The 22505-nt window shown below is 33.7% G+C and carries 26 protein-coding genes; 19 read left to right on the top strand and 7 right to left on the bottom strand.

The features are described from left to right. Positions 1-198 precede the first annotated feature (198 nt). Together ctaG and CW357_RS15725 are read left to right on the top strand one after the other, a co-directional pair. The gene (gene ctaG, locus CW357_RS15730) at positions 199-1119 is read left to right on the top strand and encodes a cytochrome c oxidase assembly factor CtaG (RefSeq protein WP_124218557.1); all 921 of its coding nucleotides are present in this window, start codon (positions 199-201) and stop codon (positions 1117-1119) included. Between the two features lie 32 nt (positions 1120-1151). After that, a complete protein-coding gene (locus CW357_RS15725; RefSeq protein WP_199670632.1) occupies positions 1152-1616 on the top strand; it encodes a DUF420 domain-containing protein in 465 nt (154 codons plus the stop codon). A gap of 29 nt (positions 1617-1645) precedes the next feature. Here CW357_RS15725 and ytvI read toward each other — a convergent pair whose 3' ends face one another. Continuing rightward, positions 1646-2701, bottom strand: coding sequence for a sporulation integral membrane protein YtvI (gene ytvI / locus CW357_RS15720; protein WP_119414175.1), 1056 nt, complete (start codon positions 2699-2701; stop codon positions 1646-1648). 177 nt (positions 2702-2878) lie between these two features. Beyond that, positions 2879-3238 (bottom strand): YugN family protein, encoded by a 360-nt coding sequence (locus tag CW357_RS15715; RefSeq protein WP_119414176.1) that lies wholly within the window; start codon positions 3236-3238, stop codon positions 2879-2881. A gap of 144 nt (positions 3239-3382) precedes the next feature. Between CW357_RS15715 and CW357_RS15710 the strand changes: the two genes are divergently transcribed. Beyond that, positions 3383-4447, top strand: a complete 1065-nt coding sequence (locus tag CW357_RS15710; RefSeq protein ID WP_119414177.1) for a CAP domain-containing protein — start codon at positions 3383-3385, stop codon at positions 4445-4447. On the opposite strand, the gene CW357_RS15705 is transcribed toward CW357_RS15710, so the two are convergent. Further along, positions 4444-5184, bottom strand: a complete 741-nt coding sequence (locus CW357_RS15705) for an amino acid kinase family protein (protein WP_124218558.1) — start codon at positions 5182-5184, stop codon at positions 4444-4446. The genes CW357_RS15710 and CW357_RS15705 overlap by 4 nt on opposite strands. A gap of 114 nt (positions 5185-5298) precedes the next feature. Between CW357_RS15705 and CW357_RS15700 the strand changes: the two genes are divergently transcribed. Continuing rightward, entirely contained in the window at positions 5299-6762 is a 1464-nt protein-coding gene (locus CW357_RS15700; RefSeq protein ID WP_158582301.1) for a UDP-N-acetylmuramoyl-L-alanyl-D-glutamate--2,6-diaminopimelate ligase, read from the top strand. Positions 6763-6834: 72 nt separating this feature from the next. After that, on the top strand, positions 6835-7284 hold the full coding sequence (locus CW357_RS15695) for a YlbF/YmcA family competence regulator (protein WP_119414180.1): 450 nt from the start codon (positions 6835-6837) through the stop codon (positions 7282-7284). 80 nt (positions 7285-7364) lie between these two features. Here CW357_RS15695 and CW357_RS15690 read toward each other — a convergent pair whose 3' ends face one another. Beyond that, the gene (locus CW357_RS15690; protein ID WP_119414181.1) at positions 7365-8264 is read right to left on the bottom strand and encodes a glycerophosphodiester phosphodiesterase family protein; all 900 of its coding nucleotides are present in this window, start codon (positions 8262-8264) and stop codon (positions 7365-7367) included. Positions 8265-8394: 130 nt separating this feature from the next. On the opposite strand from CW357_RS15690, the gene CW357_RS15685 reads away from it, so the two are divergent. Beyond that, entirely contained in the window at positions 8395-8667 is a 273-nt protein-coding gene (locus tag CW357_RS15685; RefSeq protein ID WP_124218556.1) for a YlbG family protein, read from the top strand. A gap of 82 nt (positions 8668-8749) precedes the next feature. On the opposite strand, the gene CW357_RS15680 is transcribed toward CW357_RS15685, so the two are convergent. Further along, a complete protein-coding gene (locus CW357_RS15680) occupies positions 8750-9139 on the bottom strand; it encodes a DUF7147 family protein (protein WP_119414183.1) in 390 nt (129 codons plus the stop codon). A 54-nt stretch (positions 9140-9193) separates the two neighbouring features. Between CW357_RS15680 and CW357_RS15675 the strand changes: the two genes are divergently transcribed. The 3 genes from CW357_RS15675 to coaD are packed head-to-tail and all read left to right on the top strand — an operon-like array spanning position 9194 to position 11710. Further along, positions 9194-10615 carry a hypothetical protein gene (locus CW357_RS15675; protein WP_124218555.1) on the top strand — a complete coding sequence of 474 codons (1422 nt, stop codon included), beginning with the start codon at positions 9194-9196 and terminating at the stop codon, positions 10613-10615. Positions 10616-10656: 41 nt separating this feature from the next. After that, on the top strand, positions 10657-11232 hold the full coding sequence (rsmD, locus tag CW357_RS15670; protein ID WP_119414185.1) for a 16S rRNA (guanine(966)-N(2))-methyltransferase RsmD: 576 nt from the start codon (positions 10657-10659) through the stop codon (positions 11230-11232). Next, a complete protein-coding gene (gene coaD, locus CW357_RS15665; protein WP_369973720.1) occupies positions 11222-11710 on the top strand; it encodes a pantetheine-phosphate adenylyltransferase in 489 nt (162 codons plus the stop codon). Before rsmD ends, coaD begins: the two co-directional genes overlap by 11 nt. A gap of 55 nt (positions 11711-11765) precedes the next feature. Here coaD and CW357_RS15660 read toward each other — a convergent pair whose 3' ends face one another. Continuing rightward, positions 11766-12683: a hypothetical protein gene (locus CW357_RS15660; RefSeq protein ID WP_124218554.1), complete on the bottom strand. Its 918-nt coding sequence runs from the start codon at positions 12681-12683 to the stop codon at positions 11766-11768. 184 nt (positions 12684-12867) lie between these two features. Here CW357_RS15660 and CW357_RS15655 point away from each other — a divergent pair, with 184 nt between their 5' ends. Next, positions 12868-13917 carry a SepM family pheromone-processing serine protease gene (locus CW357_RS15655; protein ID WP_119414188.1) on the top strand — a complete coding sequence of 350 codons (1050 nt, stop codon included), beginning with the start codon at positions 12868-12870 and terminating at the stop codon, positions 13915-13917. Here the strand turns inward: CW357_RS15655 and CW357_RS15650 are convergent, their stop codons facing one another. Beyond that, entirely contained in the window at positions 13918-15117 is a 1200-nt protein-coding gene (locus tag CW357_RS15650; protein WP_119414189.1) for a nucleotidyltransferase, read from the bottom strand. Between the two features lie 126 nt (positions 15118-15243). On the opposite strand from CW357_RS15650, the gene CW357_RS15645 reads away from it, so the two are divergent. The 9 genes from CW357_RS15645 to bshC all read left to right on the top strand — a co-directional run bounded on the left by CW357_RS15645 (position 15244) and on the right by bshC (position 22460). Beyond that, positions 15244-15777, top strand: a complete 534-nt coding sequence (locus CW357_RS15645; RefSeq protein WP_124218553.1) for a YceD family protein — start codon at positions 15244-15246, stop codon at positions 15775-15777. Between the two features lie 24 nt (positions 15778-15801). Then, complete coding sequence (gene rpmF, locus CW357_RS15640; protein WP_102692762.1) at positions 15802-15975, top strand: 50S ribosomal protein L32; 174 nt, start codon at positions 15802-15804, stop codon at positions 15973-15975. A 175-nt stretch (positions 15976-16150) separates the two neighbouring features. Next, on the top strand, positions 16151-16912 hold the full coding sequence (locus tag CW357_RS15635; RefSeq protein WP_124218552.1) for an enoyl-CoA hydratase/isomerase family protein: 762 nt from the start codon (positions 16151-16153) through the stop codon (positions 16910-16912). Positions 16913-16965: 53 nt separating this feature from the next. After that, a complete protein-coding gene (locus CW357_RS15630) occupies positions 16966-17355 on the top strand; it encodes a transcriptional regulator (RefSeq protein ID WP_119414192.1) in 390 nt (129 codons plus the stop codon). 231 nt (positions 17356-17586) lie between these two features. Next, positions 17587-17799, top strand: a complete 213-nt coding sequence (locus CW357_RS15625) for an acetyl-CoA carboxylase biotin carboxyl carrier protein subunit (protein WP_124218551.1) — start codon at positions 17587-17589, stop codon at positions 17797-17799. Positions 17800-17822: 23 nt separating this feature from the next. After that, a complete protein-coding gene (locus CW357_RS15620; protein WP_124218550.1) occupies positions 17823-19364 on the top strand; it encodes an acyl-CoA carboxylase subunit beta in 1542 nt (513 codons plus the stop codon). A 110-nt stretch (positions 19365-19474) separates the two neighbouring features. Next, complete coding sequence (locus CW357_RS15615) at positions 19475-20377, top strand: ketopantoate reductase family protein (protein WP_124218549.1); 903 nt, start codon at positions 19475-19477, stop codon at positions 20375-20377. Further along, positions 20377-20766, top strand: coding sequence for a DUF3397 domain-containing protein (locus tag CW357_RS18935; RefSeq protein ID WP_124218548.1), 390 nt, complete (start codon positions 20377-20379; stop codon positions 20764-20766). The genes CW357_RS15615 and CW357_RS18935 overlap by 1 nt, the downstream gene beginning before the upstream one ends. A 77-nt stretch (positions 20767-20843) precedes the next feature. Then, positions 20844-22460: a bacillithiol biosynthesis cysteine-adding enzyme BshC gene (gene bshC, locus CW357_RS15605; protein ID WP_124218547.1), complete on the top strand. Its 1617-nt coding sequence runs from the start codon at positions 20844-20846 to the stop codon at positions 22458-22460. The last annotated feature ends 45 nt before the right edge of the window (positions 22461-22505 follow it).

Below are 22505 nucleotides of genomic sequence, written 5' to 3'. Positions count from 1 at the left end.
CGGGAGTTAATCACTCCCTCCTACTCGATTATTATTTAAAAGGACTTTTTCTCGTATATCGAACAAATTTAAAGTCAACTTGTAAGTAAAATTTTGCTCTAATAACGGTTAAAACCAAATGTCATGATTCGTTCATTGTAGTTTTGTGAGAACCTCTATATAATGTAGGTATTGATTGTAAATAAGGAGAGAATTACAATGCCATTAAGTATTTTCGGGTTTCGTGCTATGTGGAGCCCAGCATTAATAGGTGTGCTGGTGTTCTTTACGGTATTATATTTTTTAATCACGACTAAATGGAGAAATGACTTTAAATATAGTGAACCACTTAAAAAGGGAGAAGCTATATCATTTGTTTTTGCAATGATTATGCTATACGTCATTATAGGATCCCCTATTGATTTAATGTCACATATTATGTTCACAATGCATATGGTTCAAATGGCTTTTTTATTATTGTTTATTCCGATTTTCTTTATTATTGGCATTCCAAATTGGTTATGGAAGGTAGTTATTAACTTACCATATGTGAAGCCAGTATTTCATTTTATGACGAAGCCAATTTTTGCAGTTTTCTTTTTTGTGTTTATGTTTTCGGTTTATCATTTACCGGTTGTCTTAGATTACATTAAGTTAGATGAAACCGCACATGGTATTTATACATTCGTTCTATTTATGTCTGCTTTGTTCATGTATTGGCCATTGCTAAATACAGTAGAAGGCGAACCAGCTATGAAAGATATAAATAAGTTCTTTTATATTATTGCGAATGCGATACTTATTACACCTTCTTGTGCACTAATTATCTTTTCGCCTACTGCCTTTTATGCAACATATACAGATGGAGAAACGTGGATGAAAGCGATGGCCCTTTGCGTTCCAAGTAACACATTGCAAGGATTGACTCTATCAGGTCCAGAATTATTTACGAACATGACACCACTTGAAGATCAACAACTTGGTGGTGTAATAATGAAAATTATTCAAGAAATAATTTTTGCGGTTATTTTAGGACGAGTATTCATGGTGTGGTATAAAAATGATCAAAAGAATGCTGATAAAATGACTGAAGAAGCATTAAAAGAAAGACAAAGATTATCTCAAAATCAATTTCATTGATTGAACAAAATTACAGTGTTAGGAGTAAAATTATGAGTGTACCTATTTTACCTACAATAAGTACTTCCTTTATAGTTCTAAGCGCGATACTTATCGCGATTGGTTGGATACTTATTAAACAAAGAAAAAAAGAAGCACATAAAAAGACAATGATTGCTGCTGCTGTGTCAGCTTTACTTTTCTTTATCATCTATCTTTCAAGAACAGTATTTATCGGAAATACAGCTTTTGGTGGCCCTGATCATTTGAAAATATACTATACAATTTTCTTGGTATTTCATATAATGTTAGCCACTTCAGGTGCAGTGTTCGGGATTGTTACTTTAATAGCAGGCTTTACAAATAAACTAGAGCGTCATCGTAAAATAGCGCCAATTACTAGTATAATTTGGTTCTTTGTAGCGATTACCGGCGTAGCTGTTTACTTATTACTTTACGTTTTTTATAGTGGTGGACCAACAACTTCTGTTATTAAAGCAATTTTGAATAATCATTAATGAGAAAAAACTAATTCCATTAAATGGAATTAGTTTTTTCTTTTAAATGCAGTCCAACTTTTCCTAAATTGCCCAATAACAACGATTAGAATCGCAACAAATGGGCCTATGAAAAATCCAATAATGCCGAACATTTCAAATCCCACGTACATGCAAATGAGTGTAGTAAGAGGTGGAAGTCCTAGATGATTACTCGTAACTTTAGTTTCTAATATTTGCCGCAGAACAATAACAACGATAGCTAATATAAATAGAATTGTTCCTTCAAAGTTTTGTCCGCTCATCCAACTGATGATTGCCCAAGGAATTAGGACCATCATCGCTCCTAAAATAGGTAGCAAATCTACAAACCAAATAACTATAGCCATTGGTAATGCATATCGGGGTGTAATCCATAATAAAGTACATAATGTAACAGAAAAAATAATAACACTCACGATTAATTGTGCTTTAAGAAATTCCAGGGTTCCTTTTTTAAAATGTTGGAGGAACACCGTTACAGAAGGGTTCTTTTCTATATGTAACCATCGACTTAAAGATTTCGTGATTTTGGGAATTTCCAACATAGCATAATATAAAGCCAAGAAATAAATGAACATTTTAAAAATAGCTGAGGGAAACTTTTGAAATAAATTGAGTAAATAATTAGCTTGAAAATATGTCGTTGCAATTTTTTGCAGGCTGTTCAACATATCTTCAATCCATTGTTGGATAGAAATAATTATAGGACGTGGTAAATCATGTGTAATATTAGCTAACTTTGCTTGGAAATAAATCCATCTTTCATTAATTGTTTCTAAAAGATGTGGTATCCAATGTGAAAAATCACTAAACTTATGCAGTACGATTAAGTATAGTAAATAGCAGAAGAAAAGTACAACTATACTAAAGATTGAGAAAAAGACTGGTACAATAAAGCGACGTGTTTTGTTCCACTTTTTTTCATACCTAATAATTAGTGGATTAAAACAAAGTGCAGTAAGAAAGGCTATAAGTATTGGTTTTGCATAAAAAAGAGAAAATACTAAACAGATTATAAAAATAAGCCAACGCCAAGATTTTGAAAAAATACGATGTAAACTCATCCTAATCACCCATATATATTTGACAATGATAGTATGAGGAGATTTCTGAAAATCATGCTAATTGAAATATTTTTTCAGCATTCGCCCAAATAGTGGATGCATAATTAGAGAAGAAATAAAAAAGCTATACAAAGTTTCTGTAAACTTTGTATAGCTAAAAAGATAAGTGCATGAATCCTATTTATTGAATTGATCTAGTTCTTTTGAGATGGAGTCTAAAATGTTTTGGCAATTTTTCACGAGTTGAGCAGGATAGATTTCATCTTCTCCATATTCAACGCCATGTGGGTAATAATGTTTACCAAGAACAGGTTTTAAAAGTGTAATATTAGCATCATTTGATCCATTATCGCCATCTTTTGTATAACCAAATACTCTTAAGTAGTAAGTACCTTCAGCTACGTCGAATCTTCTATCCCATGTAATACGTTCGTAATCCCATCCAGTAGCACGAATTAAGCCATTATTGCCCATTAGTTCATCAAGTAAAGTAATGTGCGCAACTTTGTTTTCAAGTCCAGTATTTTCAAAATACATTCTAATTTTCCTCCTTCGACACTTTCGTACAAATACGTTCCATTTTATAATAGAGCAAAATGGGACCGGTTGCAATGACAACATTGTGAATCCGTTTATGTAATTGGTATAATAACATTATTAAAAAATAGGAGAGAGATTGATGTGAAAGTCTTATTGAGGGTTTTAATTATATTAGCGGGAATATTGATTGCTTTCTTCTATATAAATCAACCAGTTAAAGAAAATGCACCACTGAAAGCACCTAATTCTAATGGGAAAGTAATTCCTCAGAAAGTTGCTCCTGATTTAAATAATTCGGTAGTAGAAAGACCAAATAAAGGATTATCTACTTTAGTCGGTCTTTCAACCAAAAAACTGAAAAAAACATTGGGAACTCCTGATCGAAAAAGTCCATCTGCTTATGACTTTGATTGGTGGGTATATCAAAAATCGCCAAGTAATTATTTACTTATTGGGGTTGAAAATAATAAGGTAAAACAAGTATATATTACAGGTTCTGAAGCGGATGCATCTCCTTTTAAAATAGGTCAGGGGATTGATGAATTATATCGAAATACCATTACAGATACGGAAGTTAGTGTAAAAATCAAACAAAATATTTATACCTTTATATTGAACGAAGCGGATTTACAGTCACGTATTTTAATCATGTATGATGGTTTATATGCACAATTGTATTTTGATGCGATTGATAAAACGTTAGAAGCTGTTCGGTATATTGATGGTGAAACTCTTGTTAAACAACACCCATATGATATGACTTATGTGGGAGATTTGATCACCCCATCCGTTCCTTCTTCGTATAAGCAAGTAGAAATTGATCAAGAAAACCGTAAACAATTATTTGAGTTAACCAATGTTTATCGAGTTCAAAAAGGTCTACCAGAGTTGACTTCTGCGGAAGATTTAAATGAGCTGGCTATGGCGCATAGTGAGAAACTTGCAGTCAATAATCTTTCAAAAGAAGAACAGGCAAGTGATGCGTTTAAAGATCGACTAAAAATTGCGGAGATTCAATTTGATTCTGCTGGAGAAAATGTAACAGAGGATTATTTAGATGCGCCAGAAGCTATAAATGGACTCTTAAATTCCGAGAAACATCGAGACACCCTATTGAATAAGCATTTCAATCAAATCGGTACAGGTGCCTTTGGTAAACATTTTACACAAGTTTTTATCAAACGTAGTGAATCAGATAGTCATTAATCAGCATCTGGAAATACAAATGTACCGGATTCTAGATTAAAAATATTCCGTATATGCAGCTTGAGTTGGTGTTGTTGAGCCATTTCAGCTGCTTTTTTTTGTATTAAAGGATGGACATTATTCAATAATGATAAAAACTTGGAATAAGGTATTGCTCTAATAAGTTCAACATCATCTTCATAATTAGGATCTCCAGTCATTACACCTGGAACGTCCTTATAATACTCTATTGTTGCATTAGGCAAAGTGGCCCCTAAAACAGCGGCGGTTAAATCACTACCACCTCTACCAAGAGTGGCAATGTATCCTTCTTCTGTAATACCTTGAAATCCAGGAATAACCAAACAATCATGATGTTCTAGGGCGGATAAGAGTGTTTCCTTGTGAATATCAATAATTTCAGCATCTCCGAAATTATTGGTAGTTATTATTCCTAGTGGAGCTCCATAAAGCAATAGATTATCTATTCCATCTTGCTTTAGTTCTGATGAAAGTACTGCAGCAGAAATTAGCTCTCCGCATGCAGCAACTAAATCCTTTGCCTTTGGAGAAGTACTTAATGCATCTGTTATATCCAATAAAGTATCAGTTGCGTAAGCATCGCCATCTCTACCCATTGCAGAGACAACAACAACTGTTTTTCCATGTTCTCTTAGAGCTCTTTTAATATGGAGAAGGCAATGCTTACGAGAAGCTTTAGATTGCATAGCAATTCCGCCAAATTTTTGAATAATCATTTTGTGACTCCTATCTCCTCGTGACATATTCTGTATATTCTTCATACGATATAAGTGGTGGAGGGGTTATAGTAATGTATTCATTCTCAACTAAAAGGTGCAGGAGGAACATCGTTGATATTGGCAGAATTATTAAAAGAATGGCCGTGTGAATTAGAATGTGGTTCAATACGTTCTGAAATTAAAGGAATAACAGATAGAGCTAGTGATGTTAAACCGGGAGATCTATTTGTTGCACGCAAAGGGAAAAAATATGATGGATGGGATTTTAAAGATTTAGCTATACAAAATGGTGCTGCAGCTATCGTACATAATAGATACGAAGCAAAAGTCAACCTACAAATTCCAGTTGTCTGGGTGCCAAATTGTTCAACTTTTTTATCATATGCGAGTAAAAAGATATATGGAGCTTTTGATGAAAAGTTGACAATTGTAGCTGTGACAGGTACTAACGGTAAAACAACAGTAACACATTTAATCGGGCAATTACTTCAATCATTGAATGTGAAAGTAGCTGTAATAGGAACAGTTGGCCTGTTTATAAATGGGAAGAAGCAAAATATTATGCTAGAACCTTTAACAACACCTTTAGCTACAGAATTGTATAGGATTTTTGCTTATTGTGTTAGTCAAGGGGTAACACATGTCGTGATGGAAGCTTCATCACTTGCATTATCTGAACATCGTCTTGATGATTGTAATATTAATATTGGCGTATATTTAAATGTTAGTAGGGATCATTACGAAGAACATGGTGGAGAAAAATATTATTTGGCGGCGAAAAAGAGGTTATGCTTATTCTCTGAACAAATTATTGTAAATATTGATGATCCTTTCTGTAAACAATTACTTTTGGAATATCCTAATGTAAAAAGCTTTGGAAAAAATAATTTAGCTGATTGCAGTATTATTCACGGACAGAATTGTGAAAAGGGTACAAAGTTGTTAATCCAAAATAATGATATACCAACTGATATTATTACTCCTTTTCAAGGTGAATATTTGCAATATAATATACTAGCAGCTATTGCAGCAATTACGGAATTAGGATTTTCTTTACAAGAAATAGCACAACATACTAGTAAATTGACTCTGCCAACAGGAAGAATGCAGGAAATACCTAATCCATTAGGTATTCGAATTTTTATAGATTATGCTCATACGCCAAGTGCATTAGAAGCATTATTAAAAGCATTAAGACCACAAACGTTAAATCGATTAGTGGTAGTTTTTGGGTGTGGGGGAGACCGAGACCAAGGAAAAAGATTTGATATGGGGGTAGTAGCGGATCAGTATGCTGATATGATTTGGCTTACTGATGATAACCCAAGAAGTGAATCAGCCAGTGCAATTATAAATGCTATTGCAAAAGGGATTCATACTAAGCCCTTTAGGATAGAGCATAATCGTAAAAATGCTATTCAGCAAGCTATTTACGATTGTAATCAAGGAGATGTAGTAGTTATAGCTGGTAAAGGACATGAAGAGGGGCAAATAATTGCAGGCGAAATACTTCCTTTTTCGGATGAAAAAGTAGTTGAAGAAATTATATCAAATATGAATAGTGAAAATAACTAATTCTTTCAATCCTCTAATCATACAAAAAAGCCATAAATCTGTTATGATATGAGTAGATTGGGGGAAATACCGATGATGATGACTTCTGAATGGGTTATGATTCTGGAAGAAGTGCAAGACCTTAATACAATGATCCGTTCCTCCGAACAATTTGCGAATCTTCAAAAGGCGCATTTAGCGGTATATTCTGATGAAGAACTTGTTCGTAAAATTAATGATTTTCAACGGATGAAGGATCAGTATGAAGATGTCCAACGTTTTGGAAAGTATCACCCAGACTATCAAACAATTATGAAATCAGTTCGCGCAAAAAAACGTGAATTAGATGTTAATGATAAAATTTCTGCTCTTAGACTAGCAGAAAATGATTACCAAGATTTGTTGGATGAAATCGGACTTTTAATCGGCAAAACTGTTTCTGACTCGATTAAAGTGCCAGTAAGTAATCCATTTTTCCAATCTGAATCCTCTTGTAGTAGTGGTGGATGTGGTTCAGGTGGTAGCTGTTCATGCTCAGCATAAGTTAAAAGAATAAGCTAAAAGAGGTTTCTACATTAGTTAGTAGAAACCTCTTTTTAATAGACTTTAATCTATTAAATTGATTATACATTAACCACTTTAACAGCTAAATCTGGTCGGTCTGTAACAATCCCTCTTGCACCAAGATTGATTAACTTTTTCATAGACAATAAATCATTTATGGTCCAAAAATGGACTGGAATATTTAAGTCACTTAAAAATTGGATAAAACTTTGATTGTTTAAAGCAAATACACCATACTTTTCTGGTATTTGGAAAACATCTACTTTTGGGTGATACAAATGACCAAATTGACTCGTAAATGAGGTATAAGCTTTTCTTATTTCAGCTTGTCCCGCACCTAGTGCTACCTTATTTTGAGCATATAGATTAAAACGATCAATTTGTTCATCGTAAAAGCTTGTTACAACAACACGATTCGTAGCATCTAGTTCTTCGATTAAACGCCATAGTTTAGAAGGCATTAGACCACCTTCATATGTATCGGGCGCATCTTTCATATCAATATTAACAAACATATCTGGGAACTCAGTTAGTAAATCACGTAATGTGACAATAGATTCAAATTCATCACGATATGAGAGATACCCATCTAAATCGACAAAATTATATCCAAAGTTAAACTTCTGTAATTCTTCTAAAGTTAAGTCAGCCACGCGTCCAGTTCCATCACAAGTACGATCAACATAATCATCATGAAAAACAACAATTTCTTCATCTTTTGTTAGACGAATATCAATTTCAAATCCGTCTACACCTAATTCAGCAGCTTTTCGAAATGCAGCCATAGTATGTTCTGGTGCTAATTGTGAACCACCACGATGAGCTAAAATTACAGGATGTTCATAGCTTAGCGCAATTTTACTTTCTCGTTTTTGTGGTTTGGAAAGGGCTTTTGATCCTGCCCAAGCTGCAGCACTCGCAGCAGCAATTGCGATTGCCACTTTCGTTTTCTTTCCCATATTAGTCCTCCTCTGAATGCAGACTTATGCTCTTATTATAACGGATAACAATGTATCCTGTCAGCTAAACTTGGTTGCGCCTAATTTCACTGCTGTGTTATTCTTTAAAATAAGAAAAGAGGGAATCCATATGAAAGATCGACAAGGCTTAATCGTATATGTACATCATTTAAAACAGGCAAAATCATTACGCCGTTATGGCCATGTACATTATATTTCAAGAAGACTTAAATACGTCGTTTTATATTGCAATCAAGAAGATGTTGAAAGTACAATAGCTAAATTGACTCGTCTCCCTTACGTTCGAGAAGTCTTACCGTCTTATCGTCCATTTGTTAAGACCGCGTTTGAAAATGCTAAACCAGATAAAGCAAAAGAATATGATTATAAAACAGGTCTCTAAAGGATTAACACTCCCCGTCGATATAAAAAAAGATAGTATTTTATATCTAGTGTTAATGTGAAATCACTATATAAATGAGTAATTAGTGCAGTGATGGGATATAGTGATAAAGGCGTAATATTCCAATTAAGTATTGATAATATAGCTCTTTTTCAACATAAACTGAGGAATGTTTGACATCTAATGTGATGAGTAATTGATCAAGTTCTTTTACTGTCTCCTCAAATAGTTCTAATCGTTTAGAAGGCTTTTCTGTTGAATAAGGAATCCCTTCTCGACAAATATAGATTGGCGAAAATTTACTTTCTCCAACTGGGTTTAATGCAACGGCTATTGATGCTACTTTTTTATCACCAATAGTAGATGTAAAAACAAATGTATGATGAATACGATGCTTATTTGTTTTCATAAGCTCGCATAATTCATATACATCACCATAACCCTCTCCTAGTTCTATAAATTGTTGAATCATTTATCATACACGTCCTTTCTTTACACATAGTATCACGATTTGGGGGATTAGCACATGAAATTTGCAGCCAGTTTATTTTCGATCCTGTTATTTATAAATGGTATTATGTTGACTTTTCAATACCACGTCTATTCGGATCAATTATCAGAACAAGATAAGGCATTTCATTACGATCAAGACATAGATGTTGTATATCGAAAAGGAAAACTAATTGTTAATCATCATCTTAATTCTTTACCAGAAGACAGTATGAGATTTATATGGCCTACCAAAAGTATTAAAAAGTCTTGCTCTAAAAATGACAAAAATAACTGTAATCGGTTAAATAAAACCATTACTGGTTTGCAAAAAGGGAAAAAGGAAGAACAGACATTATCTTATATTATTCCTATCTCAAAAACAGGGATTAAATCTGGACAAATTCTGCGAGATATTTTCTTAAAGATAGAAAATGGGACACCAGTTCATACAACAATACATATTACAGATCAAACACATTCAAATGGACAATGGATCACGGGGTTACCAGAAGTGGCTAGCAAAAAATTGTCTTTAGTTCAATATGCAATGTTTAGTGGAAATGGTCCTGTAACTTCTTTATATTGGCGAAAAAGTAAAATGAAAAAAGTATTTACGAACGATCAAATGACACTTTATGGGAAAAATGATATTCCAAGTGATTTAACTAAATCATTGAATGGTTTAGAATTAGAAAAATTTGAACATGTAGACATTATTGAAACTGAGAAAAAGAGACACTCTGCAGGAAGAATTTTATTTACTTCTGAAATCAATGAAAAAACATTAGAACAAAAAGTGATTATATCTCAGATTAATCAAAAATATAAATTTAATACAAGTCCATCATGGGCTCCAGCAATTGTTGCATCTTTCTTAACAAACCGTACTTTGGGCTCTACTAAAGCACAAAAAATGACAAATGTGTTAAAGGATTATATGAATCAAAACCAAACGACAGAATGGAAAAAAGGATTAGAAGAGATGGAAGGTAAAGAAGTAACGACAACAAGATTGGATAACCTTTTATCTAAAACTCTACATTTAAAAACTTCATTCTTTAATATGAATGCAACGAATGGTAATAATATAGCACCATTGTTATTTGAAGATAAACGTCCGGTTTATATAAATGAATTGCAACAAAATAACGTGCAAGTTATATTTAAAGATGGACGTATTTTATATTCTATTAAGCCAATCCTAAAAAAATTAGGATATGCTTCAAAAGTTGGCACACATGGCTTCTATATTACAAGTAATAGTCGTTCCTTTAGATTCCCTATGGATGAGCCATTTTATGTTTACAACAATCATCGATATGATATTATCTCTCAACCAATTGAAAAGTATGGAAATGAATATTATATAGAAGAAGCATGGCTAGTACGATTATTCCTAGTAAACGTTGAAAAGTCAGATAAACGTATAGATATAAAAACAAGTGACCACGAATAATAGAATACGCAAATATTAGAAACATAAAGGTTTGATAAACAATGAGAGTAATTGCTGGTGAACGAAAAGGTATGCCATTAAAAGCTGTAAGTGGTATGACGACACGACCTACTACAGATAAAGTGAAGGAATCCTTATTTAATATACTTGGCCCTTTTTTCGAGGGTGGAGTAGCACTGGATTTATTTGCTGGAAGTGGTGGTCTAGGGATCGAAGCTTTAAGTAGAGGTATGGAAAAGGCTATTTTCATCGAAAAAGATGGTCGGGCATTCCATAACTTAAAAGAAAATATTTCAAAATGTCGTTATGAAGAATGTACGGAAGTTTACCGTAACGATGCAACACGTGCTTTAAAATTATTGATTAAAAGAGAAGTACAAGCAGATTTAATATTCTTAGATCCACCTTATAAAAAACATCAATATTATGAAATGGTTGAAGACATTGTTTCAAACGGAGTAATTTCAAAAGAAGGTACCATTGTTTGTGAACATGATACTGAAACTGACTTGCCAGATGCTTTTATAAATTTCCACAAGTTTCGTGAAGAAAAATATGGTGGTACCATTATTTCATTCTATCGTTTAGACGAGGAAGAAGGAGATTGTGTTGAATAAAATCGCTGTAGTACCAGGTAGTTTTGATCCAATAACGAATGGACATTTGGATATTATTAAACGAGCTGCTGATATTTTTGATACTGTATATGTTGCTGTGATGAATAATTCAAGTAAAAAGCCACTGTTTGATGTCAATGAACGAATTGATCTGATTGAAAAGGTTACGGATACTTTGCCAAATGTTAAAGTTGAATCTTCTTCAGGATTATTGATTAATTATGCAAAATCCAAAAATGCAAATGCTGTTGTACGTGGTTTAAGAGCAGTATCGGATTTTGAATATGAAATGCAAATAACCTCTATGAATCGATTTTTAGATGAACATATTGAAACTTTCTTTATCATGACTAAAAACAAGTATTCTTTTTTAAGTTCTAGTATTGTAAAAGAAGTTTCACAATATGGCGGAGATATACATGGTTTAGTACCTGAAATAGTGGAAAAAGCCTTAAAAGAAAAATTCAAACAAAAATAATCTCAATATATAAAAAGGTTACCTTGTAAATTTTACTTGGTAACCTTTTTATGTATTAGAATGATAGAAAAATAAGCCAATATAAGAAAGGAATCAAAAGTGTTTGAAAAATCCTTGTATATACATATGGAACCATCGAAATATTAGCCTCTTTTGCTAGGACCGCTACTTGTAGATGAATACTTAATCCTTGCATCGTTAAGATAGTGATGACAATCAATTCTAGCCATTGTGAATGTGCAAATAAATCTTGAGCATTGTCAAGTCCTGACGTCATTTCAAGAACAGTATATAAAGTTAACATGATCCAATCGGGTAATTGATGTACAAATCGTAATAATGTCTCAGTTAATACATAACTAATTGTAGTAAAGAAAATAACTGTAGCAGCTACTAAAAGTACTGTTGGTAAGCTATTTTTAATACTTTCAATAAGTGGTGATGCTGATTCAGTAGAAGTTTTTTTAGTAGAGATAGATCTTACATTTATTTTTCTAAATTTGAGTATGAATACGATGAGCATGACTATATTAACAGCATGGATAATAGCAAGCATATACCATCCACTAATAGGACTTTTTAATATTTCCACACCCACAAAACCAACAACAAATAGTGGACTTGGTGCATGGCATATAGCTAGTAGTAAAGGTGCTTCTTTTTTGGTGATTTGTTGTTGTTTTAACAAGAAACTAATGGTAGCAGCTCCAGTTGGAAACCCTCCAAGTGCACTAAGAAAATAAATTTGTAAGTAAAATTTCCATTTTGAATGCTGAGGAATACTAGATATATTCGTTAATCGTAAAAGCCACTGGGTTAATATGAGATAAGGAAGTAAATATGGAAATAAATGATCGATAAAAAGTTCCATCCCTGTATCGGCACCTTGATGGGCTAGTCCAGGTTGTAATAGTAATAGTAGTATAAAGAGCCAGCACAGGAATATATTGCTGTAATGTAATACGATGTACATCATCCATTCTAATTATTTTTTCGCTTTAGAACCGAAGTAATCTCCAAAGGGAGTATTATTTGTATGTAAAAGCTAGGTGGGAGTTTTACTTTAAGAAAAAGCAAACTAGTGATAAACTTAGTGAACAGTTGTAATAGAACAGTATTTTATATGTTGTTGGCAGTTGTTATTTGGAGGTGAAATAATGAAGTTAAAAAAGTTTTTTACGCTAATTGTTGTTGTAGCAATCGTCATAATTGGCTTTGTTTACCCATTGCATTATTATATTATGCAACCCGGCGATGCATATGATTTAGATAATTATGTAAAAGTAGAAAATGCTGATGAACCTGGTAAGGGAAAACTTAGTATGATGACGGTAGCAATGTCAGTTGCTACACCATTTACCTATGTGTTAGCGAATCTCAGTGATGAAAAGGAAATTTTAAAAGACAGTCAAGTTCGTAGTCCACATGAAAGTGATAAGGATTATAATAATCGGCAACTTAAACTAATGACTGATTCACAATTTAATGCTAAACTTGTTGCCTTTAAAAAGGCAGGTTTGGAATATAAGATTAACTATAATGGTGTTTATGTATACTATGTTGTAGAAAAAGGTGCAGCTGATAATATTTTAGAAACCGGTGACGAAGTTATTGGTATTGATGATATTAAAATTCATAAGCATAAAGAACTTGTAGATTATTTAGCTAGTAAGAAAAAAGGGGATCACGTGAAAGTAAAAATAAAACGTGATCACCAAACATTAGAGAAAAAAATAACATTAAAAAAAATACCAGGTGCTGACGGGAAGGTTGGATTAGGTATCACTTTTGCTGACAGTACATCTATTACTACAAATCCTGAAGTTAAGATTAATGCAGAAGATATAGGCGGCCCTTCCGCAGGATTAATGTTCACTTTAGAAATTATTGATCAATTGACGAAAGGCGATCTAACAAAAGGATACAATGTCGCTGGTACAGGTGAAATGTTTGAAACAGGTGATGTTGGCCGGATTGGTGGAATAGATAAAAAAGTAATTGCTGCAGATGATGCCGGGGTGGAAATTTTCTTTGCACCAGATGATACGTTGTCAAAAGAAATAAAGAAAAAAAATCCTGGGATACAATCAAATTACCAAGAAGCAGTAAAAAAAGCCAAAAAAATAGGTACGAAGATGAAAATCGTACCTGTAAAAAATGTAGATGATGCATTGGAATATTTAGAAAAACTTCCAGAAAAGAAATGATCAATATCGAATGGGTGGGATTTTATAATCCATACCCATTTTATTTTTTCCAAGAGCTAGCATATATAAATCTGTTGCATGAATATCTTGAAGTAGCATCGAATCACTTGAACTCGCTACACGACTAATAACAGGTAGAGTAAATAATTTTTTTCGTTCGGATAAATAATGTTGCCCGTTTTTGCTCATACCAAGTAAGCGAATATAGCTAGGTTTATTCGATGAGTGTAGCTGTTGCCATGTGAAATTTGTAAAAATATGTGTCAGCATTCTTTGAATTCTTGTCCATGTATATCGCTTCGATTTAACTTTATGCATAAAGCTATTGAAATCATTACACTCTTTTGCTGCTTGAATGATTGAAAATTCAATTCCTTCAGTGACTTCAGCATATAATGCAATCTGTTCTGGTGATAGTCGTAGGATAGAGAATCTCAAATATGGCCAAAAAAGTTCCCAACTAGCAAAATGTTTAAAATCCTCGTGCCATTCAGTTAATGTTTGGAGCGAAGATTTTGGTAAAAAAGAAGTGACGCTTTGTAGGGAATGCTTTTCTTGAATTTCTTGGCGTATACCTGTTGCACTGGCAATTGTTTTACCATTGTCTATTTTCTCATGGTAACCTGCTTGAATTCTTTGAATCGTAATTGGTTTAATGTTCGTATTGTATTTTTTTATATTTTCTACGTAATGGTAACCAAGGATATTATTAGGTTTTGTTAAATCGGCATATGTAAGCTCGGTGTCAGAGAGTAGCTGCTGATAGGCTGTATTTAGTGCTTGAGGGTAGCTTAAACCAGTTTTAACGAAACGCTTAATGTTTTCCTGCAATTTATCATTATGGGCCTCTAGAAGCTCGTACGTATTCAAAAACGGTGTGATATCTCCTTGCTCGCTTCCAAAAGATAAAAAGTCACATTGCAGTGCTTCTAATAATAGAACACCACCTTTAGCAAAATCGCTTGCTTGTGCAGTGGCGTAGATATAAGGCAGTTCAATTACTAAATCTGCACCATTTTCTAGTGCCATTTTTGTTCTTGTCCACTTATCCACGAATGCAGGTTCACCACGTTGTAAGAAATGACCACTCATAACTGCAATAATTACATCTGCATCTGTAAGTTCTCGTGATTGTTTGATATGATAGAGATGTCCGTTATGAAATGGATTGTATTCGACAATAATACCTGTTGCAATCAAATCTTCACCCCGTTTATACTTAGTAATATGATTATACGAGGACTTTTGTCTAGTGACAAGAAAATATCTTGACATCTATAAATTAGCATTATATAATCAACTTTGTTGTCTTGAGGTGATAAATGTATGAAATGGGCAATCCCACAATTATCTAAATATCGCCAAAACGGGATGCCAATTGACGAAATTGTTCAATTGGACGGACTTATGCGTCGTAATACGGACATTCGCCGTAGTACACCCGTTCATGTAAAAGGATTCTGCACATTTGGTGCGAGTCAATTGAACTGTCATTTTCATTTGACTGGCACACTTATACTTCCTTGTTCACGAACTTGGGAAGATGTCGAATTTACTTATGATATTGAATCAGATGAAGTATTCAGCTGGTCCGATACTCTAGATCCTGATGAATATGATAATGTTCATCTTGTTGAAGGCGAAGTTATCGATGTTGACCCTGTTTTAGAAGAGCTAATATTATTAGAAATTCCAATACAAGTGTTCAAAGAAGGTGCTGAAAAGCCAGCTCCAAAAAATAACGCCGATTGGTCTTATTTAACAGAAGATGAGCTTTTAAGTCAAAAAGAAAAAGACGCAAAAAAAACGGATCCAAGACTGGCTGCTTTAGCTAAGTATTTTGATCAAACAGACGAATAACCGATCTGTAAGGAGGTGCCATCAATGGCTGTACCATTTAGAAGAACTTCTAAAACTGCGAAACGTCAACGTCGCACACACTTTAAACTAGCTGTACCAGGTATGGTTGCTTGCCCTAACTGTGGTGAACTTAAATTGGCTCACCATGTATGTAAAGCATGTGGACAATACAAAGGTAAAGAAGTTGTGAGCAAATAATTCAGTATTTGTTCTAAAAAAGACTACTAGAGAGACCATGGCTCTCAAGTAGTCTTTTTTTATATATTAGCTTATTTAATTTTTTAAAGTGCTAGAAATCTTTACTTTATATTAAAGCATCCATTTATGATAAAATAATTGATAATTCTTAAAACTAAGCAAAGGGGATTTGGAAATGGCATATTATTTTTCAGAACAAGATGGAATCTTAACATTTACGATTAACCGCCCAGAAAAACGTAATGCAATTAATGATGAAGTGATGGAAGGGTTTAAAGAGGTTATTACTTATGTACATAATCATGAATCTGTCCGATTTCTAGTAATTACTGGTGAAGGAGATAAAGCTTTTTGTTCAGGGGGAGATTTAGCAGAATTTCATAACCTTCATACTGAAGAACAAGCTTTTGGTATGTTAAGTAAAATGGCAAAAATCTTATATGAAATTGCAACATTACCAGTACCGACAATCGCACTAGTAAATGGGACAGCAGTTGGTGGGGGTTGTGAGATTGCAACTGCGTGTGATTTTCGATTAGTGAAAAAAGAAGCAAAATGTGGCTTTATACAAGGAACTCTAGGCATCACTTCTGGTTGGGGTGGTGGGACGTATCTATTCGAAAGAGGATTACGTCATGATAGAGCACTTAAAATGTTAGTAGATGCAAAGGTATACCCAGCTAACTTACTTTACGAGATTGGCTTTGCAATGCGTGTATTTGAAAATGATAAAGAACAAGCATTAGCTGAATTTATAGCAGATATGAGAAAAGTCCATCCAAATGTTCACAAGGCATATAAAGAAATGGAATTACGTAAATGGAGAGAGCGACATCTATTTGATCGTGTGATGGATGAAGTAAAAACATGCGCAAAGTTATGGGAAAGTGAAGAGCATCATAATGCAGTAAAACAGTTTCTATCAAAGACAAAATAACTTCTAAACTTAAAAAACTCGCATATAGTAGTAAAAAATGCGAGGTGATATGTATGGAAATAAAAAAACGTAAAGACCAATGGCTTCAACAAGATGATGATCGTCTAGCACAAATTGTGTTACAGGCGGTTAGTGAAGGACGCTCGCAATTAGCTGGTTTTCAAGAGGCAGCGGAGGCATTAGGTAGGACGAAGCAAGCTTGTGGATTTAGATGGAATAAAACATTACGCAAAATACATGAGAAAGAATTAGAAAATGCGAAATCTCAACCAAAGCAAATGATGAGAACGCATTTAAAGCAAGCGCTAACAAGTTTTGATCAATTATCTGAAGCTTACTATGAGTTGAAGGATGAATATGATCAACTTCAACATAATTATTCTGAACTAATCCAGTGGCTTGAAACAGGTACTCAATTTTTAAAAAAGGAAACATCTGAATAGATGTTTCCTTTTGTTTTTTCAAGCGATTACTTGCTTGACTAAAAGATCTCAACTTCTTTTCTTATAGATTTCTAAAAAGATATTAATTGCTTGTTGTTAACCTTGGATTTTTTCAAATTGTTCTAGTTTTAGATAATATAGTTTTTTTATGATAATGAGAATGTTCTCACGATTTTTAAATAGAATAATAGTAAGTAATATTATTTCTATCAAATTCGAAACGGGGGAAAAATGATGAGTATAAAATCAACGATGGCAGGAGTCGTATTTCACATTGATGTTAAATTAGGTGAAAAAATAGAAGAAGGTCAAGCAGTTGTTATTTTAGAGTCGATGAAAATGGAAATACCTATTGAATCGACTGTAAATGGGGTTGTTAAAGAAATTCTTGTGCAAGAAGGTGATTTTGTCAATGAAGGCGATGCATTAGTAGTTGTTTCTTAATTAGGAAATGAAGGGGATGCGAAATGACAAAAGAAACATTAAAAAATTCACGATTAGAAAAGACGTTAGAATCGATTTTTGCAGGTGGTGCCCAAAAGTATCATGAAAAACTAGCTGCATCCAATAAACTATTTGTCCGTGACAGGCTAGAGCTATTATTTGATAATGGAAAATACGAAGAAGATGGTCGTTTTGCAAATTGTGAGAAAGAAGGGTTACCTGCTGATGGCGTAGTGACGGCTGTTGGGAAAATAGGTGGACAAACTGTATGTGTTATGGCAAATGATTCAACTGTTAAAGCTGGTTCATGGGGAACTCATACAGTTGAAAAAATCATTCGTATTCAAGAAACAGCTGAAAAAAGTTTAGTTCCTTTACTGTATTTAGTAGATTCAGCAGGTGCAAGAATCACAGATCAATTAGCTATGTTTCCTGGACGGAGAGGTGCTGGAAGGATTTTTCACAATCAGGTTCGTCTATCCGGTGTAATCCCACAAATCTGTTTGTTATTTGGACCATCTGCTGCTGGAGGTGCATATATTCCTGCGTTTTGTGATGTTGTTATTATGGTAGAAGGTAATGCATCCATGTATTTAGGCTCACCAAGGATGGCAGAGAAAGTAATAGGTGAAAAAGTTACTTTGGAAGAAATGGGTGGAGCGATGATGCATTGCTCTGTAAGTGGTTGTGGAGACATACTTGTCAAAACAGAGGAAGAAGCAATTCGTGAAGCGAGAAGATATTTAACGTATTTTCCACAGAATTGCAGTGAGAAACCTACTAATGGTATTCCTGTACAGCCGATAGATGGAAGAAAGTTAGGGGAGATTATTCCGCAAAATCAAAATGCGCCTTTTGATATGTATGAAGCAATTGGGCAGCTAATTGATCAAGGAAGTTTTTTTGAAATTAAAAAATTATTCGCTCAAGAAATAATTACAGGTTTGGCAAGAATAGATGGAAAAGTAGTAGGCATTATTGCCAATCAGCCAAAGATAAAAGGTGGTGTACTTTTTATAGATTCAGCTGATAAAGCGGCGAAATTCATGACCCTTTGTGATGCTTTCAATATCCCTCTATTATTTTTAGCGGACGTACCAGGTTTTATGATTGGGACGAAAGTAGAGAAAAGTGGAATTATACGACATGGTGCAAAAATGATAGCCGCAATGAGTAGTGCAACAGTTCCAAAGATATCTGTCATTATACGAAAAGCGTATGGGGCTGGTTTATATGCAATGTGTGGGCCTGCATTTGAACCTGATGTTTGCATTGCCCTCCCTACTGCTCAAATCGCAGTTATGGGCCCAGAAGCTGCAGTAAATGCAGTATATGCAAATAAAATAGAATCAATTGAAGATGTGACTGAAAAACGTCAATTTATCCAACAAAAACAACATGAATATCAACAAGAAATTGATATCTTTAAATTGGCTTCGGAGCTAATAATTGATGATATTATTTCACCTGAAAATGTTCGACAATCTATTAGTAACAGGCTTGAAAACTTAATATCAAAGCAAGTTATTTCACCATATCGAAAACATCCAGTTTATCCTGTATAATACTATTAACTTCTAAGATCCGCCTATATTGGGCGGATCTTTTATGGAGAGAAACGTTACCATGTCAACTGTGAAGGAAGCTGACACGAGGACAAAAAGAAGGTGTAAGCATGCATTTTGTAATTGTTGGAGGAGGGGCTGTTGGCTTAGTAATGGCCAATTGTCTAGTCAAGCAAGGGCATAAAGTAGAACTGCTTGTCCATTCAAAACTACAAGAGGAAAAGATTCGAAATAATGGTGTGAGTTTTATAAATAATGAAGGTCTACAAAGTAATGTTACCTTTAAAGTAAGTACAAATCCTGATGATTTGGATGTTAAGGCGATTTGGATTATTGCAGTAAAGTACCATCATTTACATGAACTACAATCATTATTCGACAAGTTACCAGTAAATGCGGAGTTATTATTTATCCAAAATGGGATACGTCATATAGAAATTGCCAAATCACTAAAACAACATACTATCTATTTAGGAACGGTTGAGTTTGGAGCAGAAAAAGTTAATCAAAATACAGTCATTCATAGAGGAATTGGGGATTTAAAAATCGCTCAATTGAGGGGGAGAAAAAACGAATTTAAAAAGTTTGATAGTTTGGATGCAAATTTCTTTCCTGTTGTACTTTTGGATGATTACAGAAAAATGTTACTTCGAAAAGCATTATTAAATTGCTTTGTGAACACGCTTACCACTATACTAAAAGTAAAAAATGGAGAGCTTATTACCAATCCATATAGTGCAAAATTATTGCATCAATTATATCAAGAAGTAATTGAAGCCTTTCCAGAACAAAAATCTCAGCTATCTTACGGAGATGTGAAAGATGTATGTGAAAGTACTGCAACGAATACCTCTTCGATGCTTGCAGATTATTTGAATGGAAGAATAATGGAGATTGAAACCATTATAGGTGGCATCATTGAGTTAGCACAACAAAGAGGATATAACTTGCCTATGTTGTCAACTTGTTATTCTATATTGCTAGCAATGCAAGAAGGTGGTGGAAATAATTGATGGTTTTGCTATCAATTATTATGGACGTTTTAATATTATGTCCTTTTGTATTTTTGGGGATTAGTTATATAATTCTAAAAAAGTTTTCGAATAAGCGGAAAAATATATTTAGTAAAGCTGCTGATCTTACGACGTTTATTTTACTTTTTTCAATACAAGCTTCAGTAAAATTTATTTGGTCGTATGATATAGGTTTTATTGTTTTGATTATCGCTAGTATTATTGCTATCGTTTTCACTACGATAGAATGGAGGACAAGAAAAGAAATAGAACTAATGCCTCTATTCCGCAAAATATGGCGTTTTCTGTTTTTAGTTCTTACGTTTACATACATAGCAATATGGTTTGTAGGTTTGGTCTTAAAAATAATTGAATTAGCAACACGATGAGCGTATTTTTTAAATAAACTAATGGTAGATGTTATACTTCAATATAGTCAACTATCATAGAGGAGTTTACAAATATTATGAAATTGGAACAAATTGAGATTCCTGTAACGAATCATTTATTAGACGATTATCGACATGGAAAATCATCTATATTATCATTTTTTCATTATCCAAATGAAGAAAAGTCATTCTCAAAAAGATTAGAAGATTTACAAAAACATCCTATACGTCGTGAACAATTAGTGATGGTAATCAGAAAGTTTATGGAGCCATTAGAAATATCCGAAAAAGCAGAAAAACATCTTCAAGAATTAGAAGAGAATGCTGTCGTCGTAATAGGCGGACAACAATCCGGTTTATTGACAGGCCCATTATACTCTGTTCATAAAGCAATTTCTGTTATTTTGTTAGCACAACAACAGCGTGGGAAATTAGGGATTCCTGTTGTACCTGTTTTTTGGATTGCAGGTGAGGATCACGATATCGATGAGATCAATCATACATTTACTGCTGTTAATGGACGATTAGAAAAACATATTTACGGCGAACGTTCAAAGAGGAAAACAATGGCATCTACAACGATGCTTGATGTTGAAACAACGCGAAAATTTATCCATGAAACGTTTATGCAATATGGTGAAACAGAATACACAGGAGACCTGTTAGCTAAAATAGACGCTATATTATTAAAAAGTTCAACATATACGGATTTCTTTGTTCGATTGATGAACTGGTTATTTAAAGAAGAAGGATTATTATTTATCGATGCAGCATATTCAAGTTTACGTGAATATGAGTCACCTTATTTTGAAAAGATCATTCAAAATGCAGAAGAAATAGCAGATGTAGTAACTATTCGTGAAGCAGATTTAACAGAACTAGGATACGGAACACCTATTGGTGCGACAAAAGAAGCTGCAAATCTTTTCTATGTCAAAGATGGTGAACGTTTCTTATTAGAACGCCATGGTGGTAAATTTATCAATCATATGGCGAATGTCCAATTTACGACGAGTGAGATGTTAGAATTAGCTAAGGAGAATCCTACTTGTTTAAGTAATAACGTTGTTACCCGTCCATTAATGCAAGATATGGTATTTCCTGTACTAGCATTTGTAGGAGGCCCAGGCGAACTAGCTTATTGGTCAACTTTAAAGGATGCCTTCGAAACATTAGGCATGAAAGTGCCGGTTTTTGTCCCACGTATGAACATGACGATTGTAGATCGACAAGTTCAAAGCTTACTTGAAGAAGTCCAGATTACAGTGCCAGATGCTATTACTGGTAAAACAGGAACTCGTAGAATGTCATTTGAGGATAAGGTCTATGATGAGAAATCAAAACAAATGATAGTAAAAACAAAACAATTGTTGAGAACACAATATGACGTAATACAAGAGCATTTACGTAATACGAATATAAATCTAGAAAAATTAGTTGATAAAAATCTATCAATTCACGAATCACAATTAGATTTCTTAATGAGAAAAATTGAAAATGAAGTATTGCTACAAAATGATGTACAATTAAGGAAATACCGCACGATTGAAGATCGCTTATTACCGGGTGGTGGATTACAAGAAAGAACATTTAATCCATTCCAATTTATGAATGAGTATGGAGAAGAATTAGTTAAGGATATGCTGTCATTACAATTTAAGCTAAATGGTCAACATAATGTGATTTACTTATAGGAGTTTTTTGACTAGATGAATTGTAATATTAAGTGCAACACTTGT

The sequence above is a fragment of the Rummeliibacillus sp. TYF005 genome (assembly GCF_003844195.1).
Classification (GTDB): Bacteria; Bacillota; Bacilli; order Bacillales_A; family Planococcaceae; genus Rummeliibacillus.
Note: the sequence above shows the minus strand (reverse complement) of the source record. Positions and strands in the feature narration are given on the sequence as shown.

Excerpts from the sequence above, each read along its gene's own strand:
- ctaG (WP_124218557.1), top strand. The coding sequence starts at position 199 with ATGCCATTAAGTATTTTCGGGTTTCGTGCTATGTGGAGCCCAGCATTA.
- CW357_RS15725 (WP_199670632.1), top strand. The coding sequence starts at position 1,152 with ATGAGTGTACCTATTTTACCTACAATAAGTACTTCCTTTATAGTTCTA.
- ytvI (WP_119414175.1), bottom strand. The coding sequence starts at position 2,701 with ATGAGTTTACATCGTATTTTTTCAAAATCTTGGCGTTGGCTTATTTTT.
- CW357_RS15715 (WP_119414176.1), bottom strand. The coding sequence starts at position 3,238 with ATGTATTTTGAAAATACTGGACTTGAAAACAAAGTTGCGCACATTACT.
- CW357_RS15705 (WP_124218558.1), bottom strand. The coding sequence starts at position 5,184 with ATGATTATTCAAAAATTTGGCGGAATTGCTATGCAATCTAAAGCTTCT.
- CW357_RS15695 (WP_119414180.1), top strand. The coding sequence starts at position 6,835 with ATGATGATGACTTCTGAATGGGTTATGATTCTGGAAGAAGTGCAAGAC.
- CW357_RS15690 (WP_119414181.1), bottom strand. The coding sequence starts at position 8,264 with ATGGGAAAGAAAACGAAAGTGGCAATCGCAATTGCTGCTGCGAGTGCT.
- CW357_RS15685 (WP_124218556.1), top strand. The coding sequence starts at position 8,395 with ATGAAAGATCGACAAGGCTTAATCGTATATGTACATCATTTAAAACAG.
- CW357_RS15680 (WP_119414183.1), bottom strand. The coding sequence starts at position 9,139 with ATGATTCAACAATTTATAGAACTAGGAGAGGGTTATGGTGATGTATAT.
- CW357_RS15675 (WP_124218555.1), top strand. The coding sequence starts at position 9,194 with ATGAAATTTGCAGCCAGTTTATTTTCGATCCTGTTATTTATAAATGGT.
- rsmD (WP_119414185.1), top strand. The coding sequence starts at position 10,657 with ATGAGAGTAATTGCTGGTGAACGAAAAGGTATGCCATTAAAAGCTGTA.
- CW357_RS15660 (WP_124218554.1), bottom strand. The coding sequence starts at position 12,683 with ATGTACATCGTATTACATTACAGCAATATATTCCTGTGCTGGCTCTTT.
- CW357_RS15655 (WP_119414188.1), top strand. The coding sequence starts at position 12,868 with ATGAAGTTAAAAAAGTTTTTTACGCTAATTGTTGTTGTAGCAATCGTC.
- CW357_RS15645 (WP_124218553.1), top strand. The coding sequence starts at position 15,244 with ATGAAATGGGCAATCCCACAATTATCTAAATATCGCCAAAACGGGATG.
- rpmF (WP_102692762.1), top strand. The coding sequence starts at position 15,802 with ATGGCTGTACCATTTAGAAGAACTTCTAAAACTGCGAAACGTCAACGT.
- CW357_RS15635 (WP_124218552.1), top strand. The coding sequence starts at position 16,151 with ATGGCATATTATTTTTCAGAACAAGATGGAATCTTAACATTTACGATT.
- CW357_RS15630 (WP_119414192.1), top strand. The coding sequence starts at position 16,966 with ATGGAAATAAAAAAACGTAAAGACCAATGGCTTCAACAAGATGATGAT.
- CW357_RS15625 (WP_124218551.1), top strand. The coding sequence starts at position 17,587 with ATGATGAGTATAAAATCAACGATGGCAGGAGTCGTATTTCACATTGAT.
- CW357_RS15620 (WP_124218550.1), top strand. The coding sequence starts at position 17,823 with ATGACAAAAGAAACATTAAAAAATTCACGATTAGAAAAGACGTTAGAA.
- CW357_RS15615 (WP_124218549.1), top strand. The coding sequence starts at position 19,475 with ATGCATTTTGTAATTGTTGGAGGAGGGGCTGTTGGCTTAGTAATGGCC.
- CW357_RS18935 (WP_124218548.1), top strand. The coding sequence starts at position 20,377 with ATGGTTTTGCTATCAATTATTATGGACGTTTTAATATTATGTCCTTTT.
- bshC (WP_124218547.1), top strand. The coding sequence starts at position 20,844 with ATGAAATTGGAACAAATTGAGATTCCTGTAACGAATCATTTATTAGAC.